This is a genomic window from Curtobacterium sp. BRB10 (assembly GCF_031844325.1).
Lineage (GTDB): Bacteria > Actinomycetota > Actinomycetes > Actinomycetales > Microbacteriaceae > Curtobacterium > Curtobacterium poinsettiae_A.
Genome location: NZ_JAUZVA010000003.1, coordinates 180,565 through 200,174, shown reverse-complemented (window position 1 = coordinate 200,174; position 19,610 = coordinate 180,565). Strand labels below are relative to the sequence as shown.

General features: G+C 72.4%; 17 protein-coding genes. 7 read left to right on the top strand and 10 right to left on the bottom strand.

From position 1 onward, the window contains the following. The 7 genes from Q9R26_RS07705 to Q9R26_RS07675 all read right to left on the bottom strand — a co-directional run bounded on the left by Q9R26_RS07705 (nt 1) and on the right by Q9R26_RS07675 (nt 9,150). Nucleotides 1-1,140, bottom strand: a complete 1,140-nt coding sequence (locus Q9R26_RS07705) for a zinc-dependent alcohol dehydrogenase (protein WP_311226939.1) — start codon at nt 1,138-1,140, stop codon at nt 1-3. A 141-nt stretch (nt 1,141-1,281) separates the two neighbouring features. After that, entirely contained in the window at nt 1,282-2,625 is a 1,344-nt protein-coding gene (locus Q9R26_RS07700; protein ID WP_311226938.1) for an HD domain-containing protein, read from the bottom strand. 444 nt (nt 2,626-3,069) lie between these two features. Beyond that, nucleotides 3,070-4,398 carry an NAD(P)/FAD-dependent oxidoreductase gene (locus tag Q9R26_RS07695; protein WP_027465651.1) on the bottom strand — a complete coding sequence of 443 codons (1,329 nt, stop codon included), beginning with the start codon at nt 4,396-4,398 and terminating at the stop codon, nt 3,070-3,072. Nucleotides 4,399-4,430: 32 nt separating this feature from the next. Continuing rightward, a complete protein-coding gene (locus Q9R26_RS07690; protein ID WP_017887301.1) occupies nt 4,431-4,640 on the bottom strand; it encodes a hypothetical protein in 210 nt (69 codons plus the stop codon). Between the two features lie 7 nt (nt 4,641-4,647). Then, the gene (locus Q9R26_RS07685; RefSeq protein WP_311227128.1) at nt 4,648-6,438 is read right to left on the bottom strand and encodes a DEAD/DEAH box helicase; all 1,791 of its coding nucleotides are present in this window, start codon (nt 6,436-6,438) and stop codon (nt 4,648-4,650) included. Nucleotides 6,439-6,623: 185 nt separating this feature from the next. Next, a complete protein-coding gene (gene dinB / locus Q9R26_RS07680) occupies nt 6,624-7,868 on the bottom strand; it encodes a DNA polymerase IV (protein ID WP_262138173.1) in 1,245 nt (414 codons plus the stop codon). Between the two features lie 118 nt (nt 7,869-7,986). Continuing rightward, nucleotides 7,987-9,150: an acyl-CoA dehydrogenase family protein gene (locus tag Q9R26_RS07675; protein ID WP_311226937.1), complete on the bottom strand. Its 1,164-nt coding sequence runs from the start codon at nt 9,148-9,150 to the stop codon at nt 7,987-7,989. Nucleotides 9,151-9,173: 23 nt separating this feature from the next. On the opposite strand from Q9R26_RS07675, the gene Q9R26_RS07670 reads away from it, so the two are divergent. Further along, a complete protein-coding gene (locus tag Q9R26_RS07670) occupies nt 9,174-9,968 on the top strand; it encodes an SGNH/GDSL hydrolase family protein (RefSeq protein WP_182065056.1) in 795 nt (264 codons plus the stop codon). A 26-nt stretch (nt 9,969-9,994) separates the two neighbouring features. Here the strand turns inward: Q9R26_RS07670 and Q9R26_RS07665 are convergent, their stop codons facing one another. After that, entirely contained in the window at nt 9,995-11,329 is a 1,335-nt protein-coding gene (locus tag Q9R26_RS07665) for a serine hydrolase domain-containing protein (protein ID WP_311227127.1), read from the bottom strand. Between the two features lie 42 nt (nt 11,330-11,371). Further along, entirely contained in the window at nt 11,372-12,604 is a 1,233-nt protein-coding gene (locus Q9R26_RS07660; protein ID WP_311226936.1) for a D-alanyl-D-alanine carboxypeptidase, read from the bottom strand. Nucleotides 12,605-12,790: 186 nt separating this feature from the next. Between Q9R26_RS07660 and Q9R26_RS07655 the strand changes: the two genes are divergently transcribed. The 3 genes from Q9R26_RS07655 to Q9R26_RS07645 are packed head-to-tail and all read left to right on the top strand — an operon-like array spanning nt 12,791 to nt 16,223. Further along, entirely contained in the window at nt 12,791-13,468 is a 678-nt protein-coding gene (locus Q9R26_RS07655) for a FadR/GntR family transcriptional regulator (protein WP_110864527.1), read from the top strand. Beyond that, nucleotides 13,465-14,577 carry an acetamidase/formamidase family protein gene (locus Q9R26_RS07650; protein ID WP_311226935.1) on the top strand — a complete coding sequence of 371 codons (1,113 nt, stop codon included), beginning with the start codon at nt 13,465-13,467 and terminating at the stop codon, nt 14,575-14,577. The genes Q9R26_RS07655 and Q9R26_RS07650 overlap by 4 nt, the downstream gene beginning before the upstream one ends. Further along, nucleotides 14,574-16,223, top strand: coding sequence for an AtzH-like domain-containing protein (locus Q9R26_RS07645; protein ID WP_311226934.1), 1,650 nt, complete (start codon nt 14,574-14,576; stop codon nt 16,221-16,223). Before Q9R26_RS07650 ends, Q9R26_RS07645 begins: the two co-directional genes overlap by 4 nt. Here Q9R26_RS07645 and Q9R26_RS07640 read toward each other — a convergent pair. Further along, nucleotides 16,220-17,038 (bottom strand): RNA methyltransferase, encoded by an 819-nt coding sequence (locus tag Q9R26_RS07640; protein WP_182065061.1) that lies wholly within the window; start codon nt 17,036-17,038, stop codon nt 16,220-16,222. The genes Q9R26_RS07645 and Q9R26_RS07640 overlap by 4 nt on opposite strands. 230 nt (nt 17,039-17,268) lie before the next feature. Between Q9R26_RS07640 and Q9R26_RS07635 the strand changes: the two genes are divergently transcribed. Genes Q9R26_RS07635 through Q9R26_RS07625 form a run of 3 tightly spaced genes read left to right on the top strand, consistent with a single transcriptional unit; the run spans nt 17,269 to nt 19,573 of the window. Next, a complete protein-coding gene (locus Q9R26_RS07635; protein WP_311227126.1) occupies nt 17,269-18,102 on the top strand; it encodes a Sir2 family NAD-dependent protein deacetylase in 834 nt (277 codons plus the stop codon). Between the two features lie 52 nt (nt 18,103-18,154). Further along, on the top strand, nt 18,155-18,793 hold the full coding sequence (locus Q9R26_RS07630; protein WP_311226933.1) for a histidine phosphatase family protein: 639 nt from the start codon (nt 18,155-18,157) through the stop codon (nt 18,791-18,793). A gap of 48 nt (nt 18,794-18,841) precedes the next feature. Beyond that, nucleotides 18,842-19,573, top strand: coding sequence for a hypothetical protein (locus tag Q9R26_RS07625; protein WP_311226932.1), 732 nt, complete (start codon nt 18,842-18,844; stop codon nt 19,571-19,573). The last annotated feature ends 37 nt before the right edge of the window (nt 19,574-19,610 follow it).

Below are 19,610 nucleotides of genomic sequence, written 5' to 3'. Positions count from 1 at the left end.
TCACGGCACGACGACGGTCTTGATGCAACCGTCGAGCTTGGACGAGAACAGGTGGTACCCCTCGGCGATGTGCTCGAGGGGGATGCGGTGCGTGATGATGTCGCTCGGCTTGAAGTGCCCGGCCTGGATGTGCTCGAGCAACCGCGGCCACTGGCGCTTCACGTGCGCCTGGTTCGTGTGGATCGTGACGCCCTTGTTCATCGCGTCACCGAACTTCACCGCGCTCGGGATCGGCCCGTACGCGCCGACCGCTGAGACCGTGCCGCCCTTGCGGACGCCGTCGATCGCCCAGTTGAGCGCCGTCGGGGCCCCGCCCTGCAGCTTGAGCTTCGAGGCGGTGACCTGCTGGGTGAAGTTGCCGTCCGCCTCGGCTCCGACGGCGTCGATCACGCTGTCCGCACCGAGGAAGTCGGTCTGCTTCTTCATCTCGAGCACGACGTCGTCGACCTCGGCGAAGTTGATCGTCTCGGCGTGCGCGAAGCTCCGGGCCTTCTCGAGCCGGTACTCGAGCTGGTCGACGACGATCACCCGGCCGGCTCCCATGAACCACGCCGACGCCGCGGAGAACAGTCCGACCGGCCCGGCACCGAGTACCACGACGGTGTCGCCCTCGCGGATCGACGCCAGCTGCGCCCCGAAGTACCCGGTGCTCAGTGCGTCCGTCATGAGGAGGGCGTCGTCGTCGTCGAGCGAGTCCGGGATCACCTGCGGTCCGACGTCGGCGAACGGCACCCGCACGCGCTCCGCCTGCCCACCGTCGTACCCGCCGGTGGTGTGCGAGTACCCGTAGATCCCACCGACCGCGGTCGCGTTCGGGTTCACGTTGTGGCAGTTCGCGAAGAGTCCGCGGGCGCAGAACCAGCACGTGCCGCAGAAGATGTTGAACGGGACCATCACGCGGTCCCCGACCGACAGGGTCTCGACGGACGAGCCGATCTGCTCGACCACCCCGATGAACTCGTGGCCGAACGTGTGCCCGACCCGGGTGTCGGGCATCATGCCGTGGTACAGGTGCAGGTCCGACCCGCAGATCGCGGCCCGCTCCACCCGGACGATCGCGTCGTTCGGGTGCTCGATCCGGGGATCCGGCTTCTCCTCGACGCGGACCCGGTACGGGCCGCGGTAGGTCATGGCGCGCATGGACGCTCCTCTCGCTCGTCCGTCCACGCTGACGCGCGCCACGTTGGAGCGGACACAGGACCGCAGATCGCGGACAGGCGGTGGACGTCCGCACAGACGGACGGGAGGCGCGGTGCCAGCTGGCACCGCGCCTCCCGTCCGTCACCGGCGTGCGTCGACGGCTCGGCGCAGCCAAGCGCGGGCTCCGGCGACGTCATCGAAGACGCCGTCGTCCTGCGCCGCCGCGGACGCCACGAGGAGTTCGCGGAACACCGGCCCCGGGGTGAGTCCCGCGTCGACGAGGTCGCGGCCGGACAGCAGCCGCACGGGTCGACGCGCGACCTGGTCCCGGAGCGCGACGTCGAACCACGACCACGCCGAGGACCGGCTCGCCCCCGGACCACGCCCCTGCGAGTCGGCTTCGCACACCCGGGCCCACGACTCCATCGCGGGCAGGGAGGATCCGAGCCGTCGGAACAGCCGCCGAGCAGCGGGAACGGACGGTGGCGCGCCGTTGGACGAGTGCGGGACCATGTGCTCGCGAACGAGCGGAACGACCCGCTCGACGATGTGGCGTGGCGCGCCGAGGCGACCGAGCAGCACTGCTGCTGCCGCAGCGCCGGACACCTCGTGGCCCAGGCTGCGGATGCGGACCGCACCTGCGTCGTCGGCGAGGACCTGCGTGCCGGAGCCGGCCTTCCCCAGGTCGTGCAGGACGGCGGCGAGCACGATGACGACCCGGTCGTCACCCCGGATCCCGTCCGCGGTGCAGGCGCGGGCGGCAGCGTCCCCCGCCGCTCCGAGGTGGACGTGCACGGGACCCTCCGGGTGCCACCGGGGGTCCTGCGGCACGTCTCGGACCGCGGCGAGCTCGGGCAGGTGTCGCTCCCAGCCGCTGTCGTGCAGCGTTCGGAGGGCAGCCGACACGTGGTCGCCGAGAGCCAGCTTGCGGATCTCGGGCCAGATCCGCCCGGTGGCGATCGACTCGAACCGTGCCGCGATCGACCGCGCCAGACTCAGCGTCGCGGGGTGCACGGCGAAGTCGAACCGGGCGACGAGCTGCACGGCACGCAAGACCCGGAGCGGGTCCTCACTGCAGCGTTCGGAAGCGTGCCGCAGCACGCCGATGACGGCATCGTCGATCCCACCGACCGCGTCGAGGAACACGTTCGTGCGGGGGTCCCAGGCGACGGCGTTCACCGTGAAGTCCCGACCGAGGGCGGACACCGTGACCGGATCGAGCGCACCGGACTCCGCCGTCACTGCGACGTCGACGCGGGATCCGTCGAGCACCACCTTGAGGACCGGGAACCCCGCACCGGCCTCGACGACGATCGCGCCGGCCGCACGCAACGCTCCGACGACCACATCGGTCCTGGTGCCGTGCACCTCGACGTCGACGTCACCGGTGGTGGTCGGTCCGCGCCCGGCTTCCCGAAGCAGCGCGTCGCGGACTGCTCCGCCGACCAGGGAGGGCTGCCCGATCCCGCCCAGGACCTCGAGCACCGTTCGGGCTCCGGCGTCGAGGCCGAAGGCGCGGAGCGGGTCGGCCGGACCGGGGCACCGGTGGACGGTGCTGTCGTGACGCTCGGCGCCGCATCGGAGGCACGATCGGACGGAGGAGGTGGTGGTGGTGGGGCGCACGTGTCGGTCGACTTCCGGGACCTCGTCGCCGTGGGCGCCGAGGGAGTCAGTATGCCGGAGAGCGGCAGGTGGGTGCGAACGCACGTGACGGACGGACGGGAGGCGCGGTGCCAGCTGGCACCGCGCCTCCCGTCCGATCTGTGGGTGCGTCTAGCTCTTCGACGCCTCGACGAAATTGCGGCCTGATGCCGCGTTCCGCCTCCTAGCTCTTCGACGCCTCGACGAAGTTGCGGCCTGATGCCGCGTTCCGCCTCCTAGCTCTTCGACGCCTCGACGAAATTGCGGCCTGATGCCGCGTTCCGCCTCCTAGCTCTTCGACGCCTCGACGAAGTTGCGTCGCGGGTCCGTCTCCTTGATGAGCGAGGTCGCGTCGCGACCCGACACGGCACCGGTGATCCAGCCGATGATGATGCGGGCCTTCCGGTTCAGGGTCGGCATCGCGTACACGTGGTACGCGCGGTGCGCGAGCCACGCGAGCAGGTTGGTCATCTTGATGCCCTTGATGTTCGCGGCACCCTTGCCGACACCGTACGACGCGACGGTGCCGATGGAGGGGTGGCGGTACTCCTCGAGCGGCTTGCCGGTGATGGTCGCGACGATGTTGTCGGCGGCCACCACGGCCTGGCGCACGGCGTTCTGCGCGTTCGGCGGGTAGAACGCCGGCTGCTTGTCGGCGGTCAGGTCGGGCACCTGCGCGACGTCACCGAGGCCCCAGACGCCCTCGACGACCTGGTGGGTGTCCTCGGCCTCGACCTGGAGCTTCGCGTTCGCGGCGAGGTGGCCCTTCGGCCCGCGCGGCAGGTCGGATGCGTCGAGGAGCGGGTTCGGCTTGACGCCCGCGGTCCAGACGAGCAGGCCGGTGGCGAACTCGTCGCCGTCGGAGAACTTGACGACACCGCCCTCGGCGCTCGGCATGGTGGTCTTCAGGCGGACGTCGATGCCACGGGCGCGGAGCGACTCGAGCGTCCACTTGGACAGCTCCGGGCCGACCTCGGGCGCGACGCGGTCGAGGGCGTCGATGAGCACCCAGCGGGGCTGCTCACCGGCGAGCGACGGGTAGGTCTTGATGGCAGCCTGCGACACGTCGAAGAGCTCACCGATCGCCTCGACGCCGGTGTAGCCACCGCCGACGAAGACGCTGGTCAGCAGACGGCGACGCTCGTCCTCGTCACGGGTGGCAGCGGCCTTCGCGATGTTGTCGAGGAGCTTGGCGCGAACGTAGGCGGCCTCTTCGACGCTCTTGAAGCCGACGCCGTACTCCTCGAGCCCGGGGGTCGGGAAGGTGCGGGTGACGGAACCGAGGGCGACGACGAGGTGGTCGTAGCCGAGGGTGCGGTCGTCGCCGCCGGCGGTCGCGATCGAGACGGTCTTGTCCGCCGACGAGATCGCGGTGACCTTGCCCTGGATCACCCGGGTCTTGCGCAGTGCACGGCGCAGCTCGACGGTGACGTCCTTCGGCGCGATGTGGCCACCGGCGACCTCGGGCAGGAACGGCAGGTACGTGTAGTAGGTGTTCTGGTCCACGAGCGTGATGCGCATGGGCACCGTGGCCGCGTGCTTCTGGAGCTGCTTGACCGTGGTGTAGCCAGCGGAGCCGCCGCCGAGGACGAGGACGTGAGGGATCGAGTCTGCCATTCCTCCGGTCTACCGGACTTTGGCTTGGCGCGTCATGAGTTCCGCGGCCTGTCGCGGAGCCGCCACCACGCGGTCTCGGCCAGTTCGGGTCCGGTGAACACCCCGTGCGGGGTGCGGCGGGACTCGGTGAGCGAGAACCGGCGCAGTCGGTAGCCGCCGCCGAAGCGGTCGATGATCGCCTCGGGTGACGCCTCGGGGTCGCGCTTGACGTACCAGGTGCGGTCGTCGACCGGCTCGATCACGCCGCGGTCACCGTCGTCCGCCGATGCGGGAGCGCAGGATGTCGATGCGCTTCTGGATCTGCTCGATGCTCGCCTGTGCCACGGCCGGGCCGCCGCTGATCCGCCGGAGTTCGGCGTGGATCGATCCGTGCGGCTCGTTCGAGTGGCGGGACCAGATGGACACGAGCCGGGCGAGCTCGGTGCGCTGCTCCTTGATCGTCATGTACATCGGGCGGTCCGGCTCGGACGCCTTGGGCAGGCCGTCCTTGGCCGTGCGGCCCTTGGAGCGCTTGGCCTGTGTCGCCTGACGGGCACGCAGGAGGTCGCGCACCTGGTCGGGTTCGAGCAGGCCGGGGATGCCGATGAAGTCGAGCTCCTCGAGGGAACCGACCTCGCCACCGGTGCCGAACTCACCGCCGTCGTAGAGGACGCGGTCGAAGGACGCCTGCGAGTCGAGCGCCTCGAACGGCTGGACCTCGAGCAGGCTCTCGGACGCGCGGTCTTCCTTGTTGGCCTCGGCGACCATCGCGTCTTCGGGGTTGTACATGCCGTCGTCGGCGTCCTTCGGGCGGTCGAGGGCGTGGTCGCGCTCGAGCTCGAGGGTGGCGGCGAGGGCCATCAGGCCGGGGACGCTCGGCAGGAAGACACTCGCGGTCTCCCCGCGGCGACGGGCACGCACGAAGCGGCCGATCACCTGGGCGAAGAACAGCGGCGTGCTCGCGCTCGTGGCGTAGACCCCGACGCAGAGCCGTGGGACGTCGACGCCCTCGGACACCATGCGGACGGCGACCATCCAGCGCGAGGTGTCCTCGGCGAACGCGCTGATGCGGCTCGACCCGGCGGCTTCGTCGGACAGCACCACGGTGGGACGCTCCCCCGTGATCTGCTGCAGGATCCGGGCGTAGGCGCGCGCCGTGGTGGTGTCGGTGGCGATGACCAGACCGCCGGCGTCGGGCACACCACGACGGACCTCGGTCAGACGCTTGTCGGCGGCGGAGAGCACGGCCGGCATCCACTCGCCCTCTGGCGACAGCGCGGTGCGCCAGGCCTGCGCCGTGATGTCCTTCGTGACCTGCTCGCCCAGGGATGCCGACATCTCGTCGCCCATCCGGGTCTTCCAGCGCATCTGTCCGGCGTAGGCCATGAACAGCACCGGGCGGACGACGCCGTCCTTCAGGGCTCGGCCGTAGCCGTAGTTGTAGTCGGAGATCGAGGTGCGGATGCCCTGCTCGTCGGGGGCGTACTGCACGAACGGGATCGGTGCGGTGTCGGACCGGAAGGGGGTTCCCGACAGCGAGAGCCGGCGGGTGGCACCGGAGAACGCTTCTCGGATGCCGTCGCCCCACGTCAGGGCGTCGCCACCGTGGTGGACCTCGTCGAGGACGACCAGGGTGCGGCCGCCCTCGGTGATGCGCTTGTGCACCTCGGGGTTCATGCCGACCTGGGCGTACGTGATCGCGACGCCCTGGTAGTGCCGGCCGAACATGCCGTCGCCGTTCTTGAACATCGGGTCGATCCGGATGCCCACACGGTCGGCGGAGTCGGCCCACTGGCGCTTCAGGTGCTCGGTCGGGGCCACGACGACGATGCGGTCGACGGTGCCGCGGGCCAGGAGCTCGGTCGCCAGTCGAAGCGCGAAGGTGGTCTTGCCGGCACCCGGGGTCGCTGCCGTCAGGAAGTCGCGGGGTTCCTTCTCGAAGTACTTCGTGAGCGCTTCGATCTGCCAGGCGCGGAGCTTCGACGCCGTGCCCCAGGCGGCCCGGTCCGGGAACGCGGGCGACAGGTGCTGGACGGCGGAGTTGCCGGCCGCTTCGGCCAGGGCCGCGGCGTCGGCTTCGTCACGGGCGGCGTCACCCTGCGCCTGGGTTTGGTGCGCCTGGGTTTGGTGCGTCGGCGACGATCCGCCTGCGCCGGGCTGGTCGTCACCCGACTCCGCCCACAGCGTGGCGGGCTGCTGGTCTTCGTACTCCGCTGCGCTCACTGAACCCGATTCTACCGCCACCGTCAGTCCTGCCGAGCGTGCGGGACGCCGCCGTCAGGAGTCCGGCGGACCAGGGATGCCGGTCGCAGCACGCCGGCGCCGAAGCGTGCGGCGACCGCGTCGACCGTGGTCTCGGTGTCGCGCCACGGCGCGTCGTCGTCCCACAGGGCGTTGCTCGCGGCCGCGGGCACGAGGTTCTCGCCGCGGACCCCGATCAGCCGGATCCGGTTGCCCGGTCGGTGCAGCACGTCGTACAGCTCGACGGCTTCGCGGTGCAGGCGCTTCGCGACGTCGGTGGGCTCCGCCAGGGTGCGCGACCGGGTGAGGGTGGTGAAGTCGGTGTACCGGACCTTGAGCGCCACGGTCCGGGCCTGCACGTCGGCCTGGCGCAGGCGGACGGCGACCTTGTCGGCCAGGCGCAGGAGTTCGCGGGCGACGTCGTCGCGCTCGGTCAGGTCGCGGCCGAACGTGACCTCGTGCCCGATGGACTTCTCGCCGACGCCGGTGTCGACCACGCGGGGGTCGCGACCCCACGACAGGTCGTGCAGCCGCTGCCCGCCGGCCGGGCCGAGTGCCGACACCAGCGACCCGAGCGGGGTGTTCGCCAGGTCGCCGACCGTGCGGATGCCCCGGCGTTCGAGCGTCTCCTGCGTCTTGCCGCCGACGCCCCAGAGCGCGGACACCGGCTGCGGGTGCAGGAACGCCACGGTGTCGGCGGCGGGGACCACGAGCAGGCCGTCCGGCTTCGACCGGCTGGAGGCGAGCTTCGCGACGAACTTCGTCGATGCCGCACCGACGGAGCAGTGCAGTCCGGTCTCGGCGAAGACCGTGCGGCGGATCGCCTGGCCGATCTGCCACGGAGTGCCGTACAGCCGGAGGGCACCGGCGACGTCGAGGAACGCCTCGTCGATGCCGAGGCGCTCGACCCGCGGGGTGAACCGGTCGAAGATCGCCATCACCGCGGCGGACTTCGCCCGGTACTTCTCGAAGTGCGGCTCGACGATCACGGCGTTCGGGCAGCGGCGCTTGGCGACGGCCATCGGCATCGCCGAGTTGACGCCGTAGCGACGGGCTTCGTAGGTGGCGGCGGTGACGACGGAGCGGTCGGAGTCGTGTCCGACGATGACGGGCAGCCCCACGAGGTCGGGGCGGTCGAGCAGTTCGACGGAGGCGAAGAAGGCGTCCATGTCGACGTGCAGCACGGTCGCCGAGACGTCGTCCACCGGTGCGTCGGAGACGAGGCGGTTCCGTCCGTCCTGCTTGCTCACACCGAGATGATGCCAGGCGCCGCCGACATCGCCGTGCGGGGAGTGCCCACGACCGCGCGGTGCGAGGTTCGTCGCGTCGTGCGCGGTTGCTCACCGGCCGCGGCACCGTACGCCGCGCTCAGCCGAGCGGGCCGAGCACCGACGCGGCGATCGTCCGCGCCGCGGAGTCCCGAGACGACGGGTGGTACTGCCCCGCCCGGACGTCCCGCGCCAGCCGCGCCAGCTCGCTCGACGACCGGAACGCCGAGCCACCGACGACGCGCACGGCCTCGTCCACGACGTGCTGCGCGGTGTCCACGGCCCGGGCCTTCGTCCCGACGAGCAGCGGGAACCAGCGGGCGCCGAGGTCGTCGAGCTCGTCGACCGACCGCGCCAGCGAGTCGACCTGCAGCGTGATCGCGTCGACCGCACCGCGCAGGTCGGCGATCGCCCGCCGCACGTCGGGGTCCTGCGACCGTCGGGTGCCGTCAGCCGCGGTCCGCCCCGCCACGGCGGTCGCCGCGAGCGCGATCGCGCGCTCCGCGATCCCCACGTACACCGACGCGATGAGGAGCTCGAACGCCGCGAAGATCCCGAACACGAGCGGGTCCTGGTTCGGCTCGACCGGCAGCGACCGGACGATGCGGTCGGCGGGGACGTGCACGCCGTGCAGCTTCGTGGTGCGGCTCTGCGTCGCACGCATCCCGAGCGTGTCCCAGTCGTCCAGGTGCTCGACGTCGCCGTCCGACCGCAGGACGAACCCGTGCACGAGCCGTGGCTCCGACCCCGAGGTGTCCTTGCCGAAGACGCTCATGACGTCCCACGCCGGTGCGAGCGACGTGAAGACCTTCGTGCCGGTGAACCGGTAGCCGCCGTCGCCGTCCGGCTCCGCCGTGGTCGACGAGTCGAACAGCACGGCGTCATTGCCGGGTTCACTCACCCCGAATGCGAGCAGGTGGTCGTCCGCAGCGTGGTCGGTGACGGCCTGGAGGAACGACCCACCCCGCGCGGTCACGCTGCGGGCCGCCTGCACCCACACCTGGTGCATGCCGAGGCCGAGTGCCGTCGCCGGCGCGGCCTGGGCGAGGGCGCGTTGCACCCGAGCCGTGGCCCCGAGGCCGAGGCCCGCCCCGCCCTGCTCGACGGGGACGCCGATCCGCAGGTAGCCGGCGGCGCGGAGCTCGTCGAGGTCCTCGGTGCAGAACGCGTTCGCGGCGTCGTAGCCGGGGGCGCGCTCGGCGATGCGGTGGAGCAACTCGTCCGGCACCGACCAGCCGACGGCGTCCGTGTTGGCCTTCGTCATGCCACGAGACTAGGGTCCGGAACGTGTCAGATCGTCATCCTTGGACCAGGTACGTCGCGATCGGTGACTCGTTCACCGAGGGCATCGGGGACCCCGACCCCACCGTCCCGGGCGGCAACCGCGGCTGGGCGGACCGCGTCGCCGAGGTGCTCGCACACCAGACCGACGACTTCGCCTACGCGAACCTCGCGATCCGGGGGCGGTTGCTGCAGCAGATCATCGACGAGCAGGCCGAGGCCGCCGTCGCCCTGCACCCGGACCTCATCACGGTGTCCGCCGGCGGCAACGACATCATCCGCCCCGGCTCGGACCCGGACGAGCTCGCCGAGCGCGTGGACCGGCTCGTGGCCGACCTGCGCCGCGACGGAGCCACCGTCGTGCTGTTCACCGGCCCCGACGTCGGGATGACCCCGGTGCTCGGCATGGTCCGTGGCAAGACGGCGATCTACAACGAGAACCTGCACGCCATCGCCCTGAAGCACGGCGCCCTGGTGGCGAACACGTGGGCACTCCGCGTGCTCCGGGACCCGCGGATGTGGGCTCCCGACCGGCTGCACCACTCCCCGATGGGCCACTCGACGATCGCCGCCGCGGTGCTCGACACCCTCGGTGTGCCGCACGGCCTCGAACCGTTCAACCCGGACCCGCTCGAGGCACGGCCGTGGCGTGAGGCCCGCGCCGAGGACCTCGGCTGGGCCAGGGAGTACCTGGTGCCGTGGGTGGTCCGGCGCATCAAGCACACCTCGTCTGGCGACGGGGTGTCGGCGAAGCGGCCCGAGCTGCAGATCGTCACCGAGCATCCCTCCGACACCCCGTAGGCACTGGGCCTCGGAGCCACAGGCCCTCAGTCGGCGGGGCGCCGCAGGGTGAGCGGTCCGTCGTGCAGCGGCTCGGTCTGCCAGCTCGTCGTCGTCGATCCCGTCGTCGGGTCGATCCGCACGTGCGCCAGGTGCGGGGTCTCGACGAACCGCACGTCGACGCGGACCGTCCCGTCGTCCTCGACGGCGCCGCTCGCGGCGAGCGGCCCCGCGACGGCCCACTCCCCCTGCCCGACCGGCACCGACAGGGTGCCGCCGTCGACGTCGAGCGTGAGCCGCCACCCGACGCCGTCACGGGCCAGCGGACCGACGTCGGCGAGGCCCTGCAGCGGACCACCGTCGACGGCGGGCAGTCCCAGGGAGGCGAGCCGGGCCTCCAGGGCGGGTGCCGAGGCCGCGTCGGACGCGCGGTCGACGGCGGGCAGCAGGTGCCGCCAGACCGCATCGAGGACCGCCTGCATGTCGAGGCTCTGGCCGGTCATCGCGAGCACGACGTCCTGCTCCGGCAGGACGACGCAGAACTGACCGTAGGCGCCGTCGCCGCGGAAGCCGTGGCGGGCCATCCAGAACTGGAAGCCGTAGCCCTGGGACCAGTCGGGGTTGGGCTCGTCCGGGTTGGCGACCTGCGTGCTGGTGGCCTGCTCGACCCAGTCGACGTCGAGGATCCGCTCGCCGTCCCACACGCCGCCCTGCAGGTACAGCTGGCCGAGCTTGGCGACCGCGTCCGTCGGCGCATAGCACCCGCTGTACCCGAGCTCTGCGCCGGTGTCGTCGCGGCGCCAGGCGAGGTCGTCGATGCCGAGTGGGTCGAGCAGGTGCGGGCGGAGCCACGCGACGAGGGACCCGCCGGTCACCCGCCGGACGATCTCGGCGAGGGTGTACGTGCACGGCTGGTTGTAGGCGAAGACCGTGCCGGGTTCCTCGTCCGGCGGGAGCAGCAGGAACCCGCGCACCGTGTTCGTCGGGTCGAGGTCCTGGGCGCGGTCGATCGTCTCCTCGCGGTGGCCGCTCGCCATCGCGAGCAGGTGCCGGACACGGATGCGGCGGCTGCGTTCGTCCGTGACGTCGGCGTCGAGCTCCGGGAAGTACGACAGCACGGTGGCGTCGAGGTCGATCAGGCCCGCCCCGACGGCGATGCCGACCCCGGCGGCGGTGAAGCTCTTGCTCAGCGAGTAGAGCAGGTGCACGCGGTCGGCGGCGTACGGCTGCCACCAGCCCTCGGCCGCGACCTGGCCGTGCCGGAGCAGCATGATGCTGTGCGGCTCCACGTCGGGGGTGGACTCGAGGGCGTCGAGCAGGGCGGTCACGCCGCCGGGGTCGATGCCGAGGGCGGCGGGGGTGGTCCGGGGGAACGTCGTCATCGTCGTCACCCGACCGACTCTACGGTCGGCGACCGACGGGCGTCATGCCCCCTGGAACGGGTTCGTCCAGCGCCACCAGACGCCGGGGTCGTCGATCGTGCGTTCGAGCACGAGCGGCACCGTGACCGGGTCGTGGTCGGAGATGCGGAACCGCACCTGCCCGACCCGCTCACCCTTCGTACCGAAGGTCACCTGCTCGAGCTTCGCCTTCGCGGTGACGGTCGTCTTGCCCCACACGAGCACCTCGGCGGCCTTCGTCGTGACCGCGTCGGCCTCGTCCTGCCACGGGGTTGAGAAGGTGCCGAAGGTCTGGCCCTGGTGGGTGAGGGTGACCACCTGGAAGTTGTCCGCCACGGACCGCAGCAACCGCTGCACGTCGACGTCGAGGGAGTCGTGGTCGACACCGCCGAGCATCACGCCGACGACGGTGACGTCCCTGCCGCCGCGCTCGTACGTCGCCGCGAACAGCAGACAGGCGCCGGCTTCGTCGAGGGTCCCGGTCTTGATCCCCTCGATGCCGTCGAGCCCGAGGAGCTTGTTCGAGTTCTCGATCTCGCCGACCGTCGGGATCGTGACGTCCTGGGTACCGACGATGTCCTTCACGACCGGGTTCGCCAGCGCGAGCTGCCCGAGCTCGACCAGGTCGGTGGCGGTCGAGGTGTTGTCCGGGTCGAGGCCGGTCGGCTCGTGGATCGTGGTGTCGTCCAGGCCGTGTTCGTCGAGCCAGTCGTTCGCCGCGTGCTCGTAGGCGGCGATCGAGCCGAAGGCCCAGATGGCGAGCGCGCCGGCGTAGTTGTTCGCCGACTTCATGAGCATCACCTGGAACGTCTGGTGCTCGGTGAGCTCCAGGCCGGCCGGCATCGGGGCCACCTCGCCGTTCTGCGCCGCGTACTTGGCGTACAGACCCTCCATCTGCTTCGTGAAGCGGATGGACGGACCGGACTCCCCCGCGGCCATGGGTTTCTCGTCGAGCACCACGAGCGCCGTGACGACCTTCGTGATGCTCGCGATCGACCGGGGCTTCGTGTCGCCGCTGGTGCGCAGGCTCTCCGGGAAGTCGGTCGCCTCGACCGCCGTCGCGCCGTACCCCGGGAAGCTCAGCGCCGGGACGGTCGTCTTCGGTGCCGAGTAGGTGGTGGTGCTGGCGCTCGCCGGGCCGAACGGCACGACGGCCGCGGCGACGAGGTAACCGGCCACCAGGAGCAGGACGGCGACCACCGAGATCGTGACCGGCCTCCGGACGGCGGAGCGGGGGCGGCGGACGACTCGTGACACGGGACCCGAGCGTACCGGTCCGCTCCTCGGCCGAGGCTGCGACGGGCTGGTCGGGCTGGCGTGCCGGAGCGGGAGCCTGGGTGGTCGGGCTGGCGGGGTCCGGAGCGCGACGCCGCGTGTGACGGCCGTGTAAAAGATGGTCGTACCAATCGACCAAGCAGACCAACCGGCCCTACCGTCGAGGGCATGCACCGTGGACGGACCCTGAGCGCGGCGACTGCCGCCCACCTCGGCACGCTCGTGCTCGACGACCTGCAGCCCGGCGACAAGCTGCCGCCGGAACGCACCCTCGCCGAGGACCTCGCCGTGTCCCGCACGACCATCCGCGAGGCACTGCAGGAGCTCGAGCGCCGTCGCCTGGTCTCCCGGACCCCTGGTCGTGGCACCGTCGTGCTGCCGCGGCCAGAGGAGGCGTCCGCCCTGCTCGACCACCACCGCGACGACCTGGACCACCGGGCCGAGCACGTCGCCGAGTTCCGGACCGTCGTGGAGCCGCAGGTCGCCGGACTCGCGGCGGCACGGGCGGGGGAGGCCGACCTGCTCACCCTGGAACGCATCCTCGCCGCGACGCACGCGGGCCTGAGCCCGGAGGAGTCGCTCGCCCAGGACGTCGCCTTCCACGTGCAGGTCGCCCGCACCTCGGGGAACCCCCTGCTCGTGTCCCTGTGCGAGCTCAGCAGCGGTTGGGTGCAGGACGTCCGTGCGCGCTCGCACAGCACCAGCGAGGGGCGCCGGTCGTCGTTCGAGTGGCACGAGCGGATCCTCGAGCGGATCCGGGAGCACGACGTCGCGGGCGCGACGCGGGCGATGGCCGACCACCTCGCCGACGTGGCCCACCTGGTCGAACGGAGGACGGAACGATGACCACCACACGCGAGACCACCGCCCCCGCGGTGGTGACCCTGCAGCCCGGCGCCGGACCCGTCCGCGGTGACCACTCCCTGCCCGTCGACCCGGAGACCGTCCTCTGGGGCCGACTGCCGAGCGACGGTGACACCCCGGCCCTGACGATCGGCCCCGGCGAGTCGGTCACCATCGACACCGTCAGTCACGAGGGGCTCCTCCCCGACCAGGGCAGCGACCCCGTCGGCTGGTTCGGCGAGCACGGCGTCGCTCCGGAGCACGTCCTCGCCGACGCCGTCGCGATCGCCCGCTCCGGTCACCGCGACCCCGCGGCGGACGGACCGCACGTGGTGTCCGGGCCGATCGCGGTGCGCGGTGCCCGTCCCGGTGACGTGCTGACGATGACGGTCCTCGAGACCCTGCCCCGGGTGCACTACGGCGTCGTGTCGAACCGGCACGGCCGCGGCGCCCTGCACGGTGAGTTCCCGGTCGACGGCACGACGGTGAGCGTCTTCGCCGACGTCGTGGACACCGACCAGGGCCGGCGGGGCCGCATCCCGCTCACCCCCGCCGGCGACCGCTTCGCGCACTTCCCCCTCGCCCCGTTCCTCGGGATCATGGGCGTCGCCACCCCCGGGGAGCGGCTGCACTCCGTCCCACCCGGTCGCCACGGCGGCAACATCGACGTCAACCTGCTGCAGGCCGGGTCCCAGCTGCACCTGCCGGTGCTCGTCCCCGGCGCGCTCGCCCACGTCGGCGACCCGCACTTCGCCCAGGGCGACGGCGAGGTGGCACTCACCGCGATGGAGGCCTCGCTCCGCGCGACGATCCGCTTCGACCTGACCCCGGCCGCCGAGGCCGCCGCGCGCTTCGGGGACCTGGTCTGGCCCGTCGCCGAGACACAGGAGTTCCTCGTGCCCACCGGCATGGACCCGGACCTCGACGAGGCCGTCCGGCAGTGCGTCCGGCACGCCGTCGCGATCCTCGGCGCGCGCTGGGGCATGGAACGCCACCTGGCGTACGCGTACCTGTCGGCCGCGACCGACTTCAACATCTCGCAGGTGGTGGACCTGGTCACCGGGGTCCACGCCCGCATCCGGAAGGCCGACTTCGAGGAGCCCGCCCGATGACCACGCCCGCGGCGTCGCCCGCGCCCGAAGGCCTGCTCGAGGCGCTCCACGCCTACGAGACCGCCCTGCTGGCGAACGACCTCGACGCCCTCGATGCCGCCTTCGTCGACTCCCCCGACACGATGCGCGGCGACGACCGTGGCCTGCTCGTCGGGCACGACGCGATCAGCGCGTTCCGCGGGGCACGGGGTGGGGTCGCGACCCGGTCGCTGACGCACGTCGAGGTCCGCCCCCTGACCGAGGACCGCGCCCTCGTCGTGTCGGTGTCCCGGTTCGCCGCGGGTGGGCAGGGCCTCCAGACCCAGCTCTGGCGCCGCGACGGCGACAGCACCGAACGCGGGACCGACGACGCCGGCACCGGCGACGGCGCCACCAGCAGCGCCGGCCCCCACTGGCGCATCGAGGCGGCCCACGTCACCGGCCGTCCCGAGGCCGTCGACACCACCGTCTGGCGGGCCGTCGGCGACCCGCTCGTCGCCCCCACCGCCTCCGGACCGCTCGACGGCCTGACCGTCGCCGTCAAGGACCTCTACGCCGTCCCCGGCCAGCCCGTCGGCGCGGGCAACCCGACGTACCTGCGCGAGGCCCCCGTCGAGACCGCGCCCGCCGCAGCGGTCGCCGCGCTCCTCGCCGCCGGCGCCTCGATCCGTGGGATCGCACGCACCGACGAGTTCGCCTACAACCTGACGGGCCGGAACGCACACCACGGCACGCCGCCGAACAGCGCGGCTCCCACCCGACTGCCTGGAGGCTCGTCCAGCGGATCCGCGTCGGCCGTCGGCCTCGGCACGGCCGAGATCGGGATCGGCACGGACACCGCGGGATCGGTCCGGGTCCCCGCCTCGTACCAGGGACTCTGGGGCCTCCGGACGACGCACGGCACGGTCTCCCGCGACGGGCTACTCCCGCTCGCGCCGTCGTTCGACACCGTGGGATGGCTCACGCGGAGCCCCGGAGTGCTGCTCGCCGCCCTCGACGCCACCGTGCCGCCACCGCCCGCGCCGACAGGGTCGCCCGACACGACAGCGCTCGTCGTCCCGGAGGAACTCGTCGCACTCGTCGAACCGGACGTCGCCCGGGCCTTCGCCGCCTTCGTCGAGACGCTCGACGAACCCGTCGCGACCGTCCGGCTGCGCGACCTCGGCATCCCGGACCCGGCAGCACTGCAGCACCAGATGCGTCTCGTCCAGGCCGCCGAGGCGCTCGCCGCCCACGGTCCCTGGATCGACGCGCACCCCGGTGCCCTGAGCACCGTCGTCGGTGACCGGTTCCGCGCGGCACGGGCGGACGATCCCGGCACGACCGCCGACGCCGTGGCACGCCTCGACGAGGTCCGTGCGACGATCCGCCGTGCCCTCACCGGTCGGACGCTGCTGTTCCCGACCGCCCCCGGACCCGCACCCCTGCTCCACGCGGACACCGCGGCGCTCGAGCGCACCCGGACCACCACCACGGCGATGACCGCGCTCGCGAGTGTCGGCGGCCTACCCGCGGTGAGCGCACCGGCGCTGACCGTGGACGGCGCGCCCGTCGGCGTCTGCCTGGTCGGCGGGCCGGCCACCGACCGAGCCCTGGTGATCCGCGCCGGGCGCATGCTGCCCGACCAGGCCGCCCCGGGCCTCCCGACCGTCTCGGTGGTGCGCTAGGAGGCGAGCCGCCGGGCGTGGGTGACCGCCCACAGACCGACGGCGCTCGCCGCGGCCACGTTGAGCGAGTCGACGCCGTGCGCCATCGGGATCCGGACGGTCGTGTCGGCCGACGCGATCGCGGCCGGCGTCAGCCCCTGCCCCTCGGTGCCCATCACGAGCGCGACCTTGTCGGGTAGGTCCGCCACGAAGGCGTCGAGGTCGACTGAATCGTCGGTCAGTGCCATCGCCGCCAGGTGGAAGCCCTGCGCGCGGAGTTCCTCGCCCGCCGCGGGCCAGTCGCCGATGCGGGTCCACGGCACCTGCAGGACCGTGCCCATGCTCACGCGGACGCTCCGGCGGTAGAGCGGGTCGGCGCAGCGAGGACTGACGAGCACCGCGTCGGCACCGAGACCGGCGACGCTGCGGAACACCGCGCCGACGTTCGTGTGGTCGACGATGTCCTCGAGCACGACGACGACCTTCGCGTCCCGCACCACGTCGGCGACGCTCGGCAGCTCGGGACGCTGCATCGCGGCGATCGCGCCGCGGTGCATCCGGAAGCCGGTGAGCTCCTCGAGCAGGGCGTCGGCGCCGACGAAGACGGGGCCGTCGTGCTCCGCGACCAGGGGCAGGACACTGTCGAGCCACTTCTCCTGCACCAGGATGCTCCGCGGCACGTGCCCGGCGCGGACCGCACGCTCGATGACCGTGTTCGACTCGGCGATGTACAGGCCGCCCTCGGGCTCCGAGACCCGGCGGAGCGCCACGTCGGTCAGACGCGCGAAGTCGTCGAGGCGGGGATCGTCGAGGGAGTCGATGCGGACGGGGTGCACGGGGCTCGTTTCGGTCTGGTGCGGGGGGCGGCGCGTGGGTCCGGCGGGCCGTGGCCGGCGCGGTTCCGGGCTGCCGACGGACCGGTCCGGGCTGCCGCCGGGCGGTCCGCCGCGGGTGCGCTCACCCTGGGAAGCGACCGGGACGGTCGGGTGTTGAGGGTACCGTGAACAGGGTGCTGGATGATGCTGCGTCGACGACCGGACCGACCACCGGGGCGGCCACCGGGTCGGTGACCGCCGACGACCTGGACCGCGTCGTCGAGGTGCTCGCGGGCAAGCGGATCGCCGTGCTCTCCGGTGCCGGTCTGAGCACCGACTCCGGCATCCCCGACTACCGCGGTGCCGGGCGGGTGGTGCGCAAGCCGATGACGTTCCAGGAGTTCCTGGCCGACCCCGCGAAGCGCCAGCGCTACTGGGCCGGATCGCACCTCGGCTGGCGGAGCTTCGCGGCCGCCGTGCCGAACGACGGACACAGGGCGCTCGCCGCACTCGAGGACGCCGGGATCGTCGCCGGGGTGATCACGCAGAACGTCGACGGCCTGCACCTGCGCGCCGGGTCCCGCCGCGTCGTCGAGATCCACGGCTCGATGGACCGTGCCGTCTGCCTGCGGTGCGGCCAGGTGTTCTCCCGCTCCGATCTCGCCGCCACCATCGACCGCGAGAACCCGTGGATCGACGAGCCCGGAACCGTGCAGCTGCAGCCGGACGGCGACGTCGAGATCACCGACGTCGAACGGTTCGTCGTGCCCGCGTGCACGGTGTGCGGCGGCGACCTGAAGCCCGACGTCGTCTTCTTCGGCGAGTTCGTGCCGGCCGAGAAGTTCCGCGAGGCCGTGTCGATCGTCGCCGACGCCGACGCGCTCCTCGTCGTCGGATCGTCCCTCACCGTGAACTCGGGCGTGCGGCTGGTCGACCACGCTGCACGTCGCAAGAACCCCGTGGTCATCGTGAACCGCGGCGAGACCCGCAGTGACCGCCGTGCGGCCGTGAAGCTCGATGCCGGTACCACCGAGACGCTCGTGCAGCTGGCGGAGCGACTCAGTGCGGCGGCATCGGCCGACTGACCTCCCGCTGTCGCCGGACGGGCCTGCCGGGCGCGTCTGCGAAGATCGTCGGGTGACGACCCTCCTGTACCTCGTCCGACACGGCGAGACCGACTGGAACGCGCAGCGCCGCATCCAGGGCTCCACCGACATCCCGCTCAACGAAACCGGACGACGGCAGGCCGCCGAGGCCGCCGAGCTCCTGACCCGCCGACCGTTCGACGCGGTCGTCGCCTCACCGCTGTCCCGAGCGGCCGAGACGGGCGCGATCATCGCGGATCGCCTGGCACTCGACGCGCCGACGGCGTACCCGGGCCTGGCCGAGCGCTCCTACGGCGAGGCCGAGGGCCTGACCGACGACGAGGTGTCGGCACGGTACCCGCACGACGACATCCCCGGTCGGGAATCCCGCTCGGCGCTGCTCGCCCGCGTCACCGAGACCCTCGGCGAGATCGCGGTCCGGTTCGACGGGGGCGTCGTGGTGGTCGCGACCCACGGCGCGGTGATCCGCAGTGTCGTGAACGCCGCCGCCCCCGGTACCGCCGACCGCCGCCACACCCCGATCCGGAACGGGTCCATCCACTCGTTCCGGTGGAATCCCGAGCGCCTCCACGCCGAACTCGTCCGCTTCGACGACCCGATCGACGACGTGTCCGACGCGGCCGGAGGGTCGGCGTTCGAGTACCAGAACCCCTTGGAGCGCAGGGGCTGACCGGGGACTAGGCTCCGACGCACCCGCACACCGGGTGAGGGGAGCCACATGTCCGACGACGGAACCGACCGACACGGTCAGCGTGCCCTCGACCCGCAGGACGACGACCTCGACCGTGTCTTCGGCCCCGAGACTTCGAGCGTCCCCACCCGCACCCGGGCCCGCACCTGGTTCATCATCGGCGGGAGTGTCCTGGCGGTCGCCGCCGTCATCGCGGTGGTGCTCGGCACGATCATCGGCAGCGTCCAGAACGGCATCGGCGGGGTCTTCCCACGCCCGGACGTGGCGCTCGACCGGTTCGACACGCGCGTGCGTGCCCTGCCCGGCGTCACCGACGTGCGGCACCACGCCCCGTCCAAGACCGCGTTCGCGAGCTACGACGCCATCGCGACGGTCCGTGCGGATCCCGCGCTCGACCCCGTTGCCCGGCGTGACCTGGTCGCCGCCATCAGCCGCGCAGCAGACGAGTCCGGCGGCAACGGCGTCCGCGTCGTCGCGGTCGCCGACCTCGGCACCCTGCAGATCGGCGTCACCGGCGCCGGTGCGGTCGCGGCGAAGCGCCTGGCGCTGGCGGACACGCTCGACCACATCGGCGGTGTGACGGAGGTCCGCTGCTCGTGGGAGCGTGGCGGGGATCCGTCCGACTCCGCACGCGACCAGTCGATCGTCGTGCGGACCCCGGGTCGGGGTGCAGCGGTGCCGCCGATCGTTGCGCGGGTCACCGAGGAGACGCAGAAGGTGTTCCCCGGGGCGGACGTGCAGGTGATCGCGCCGGAGTGACGGTGCGGTGGTCGCGCCGTCGAGGCCATGGAGTGGC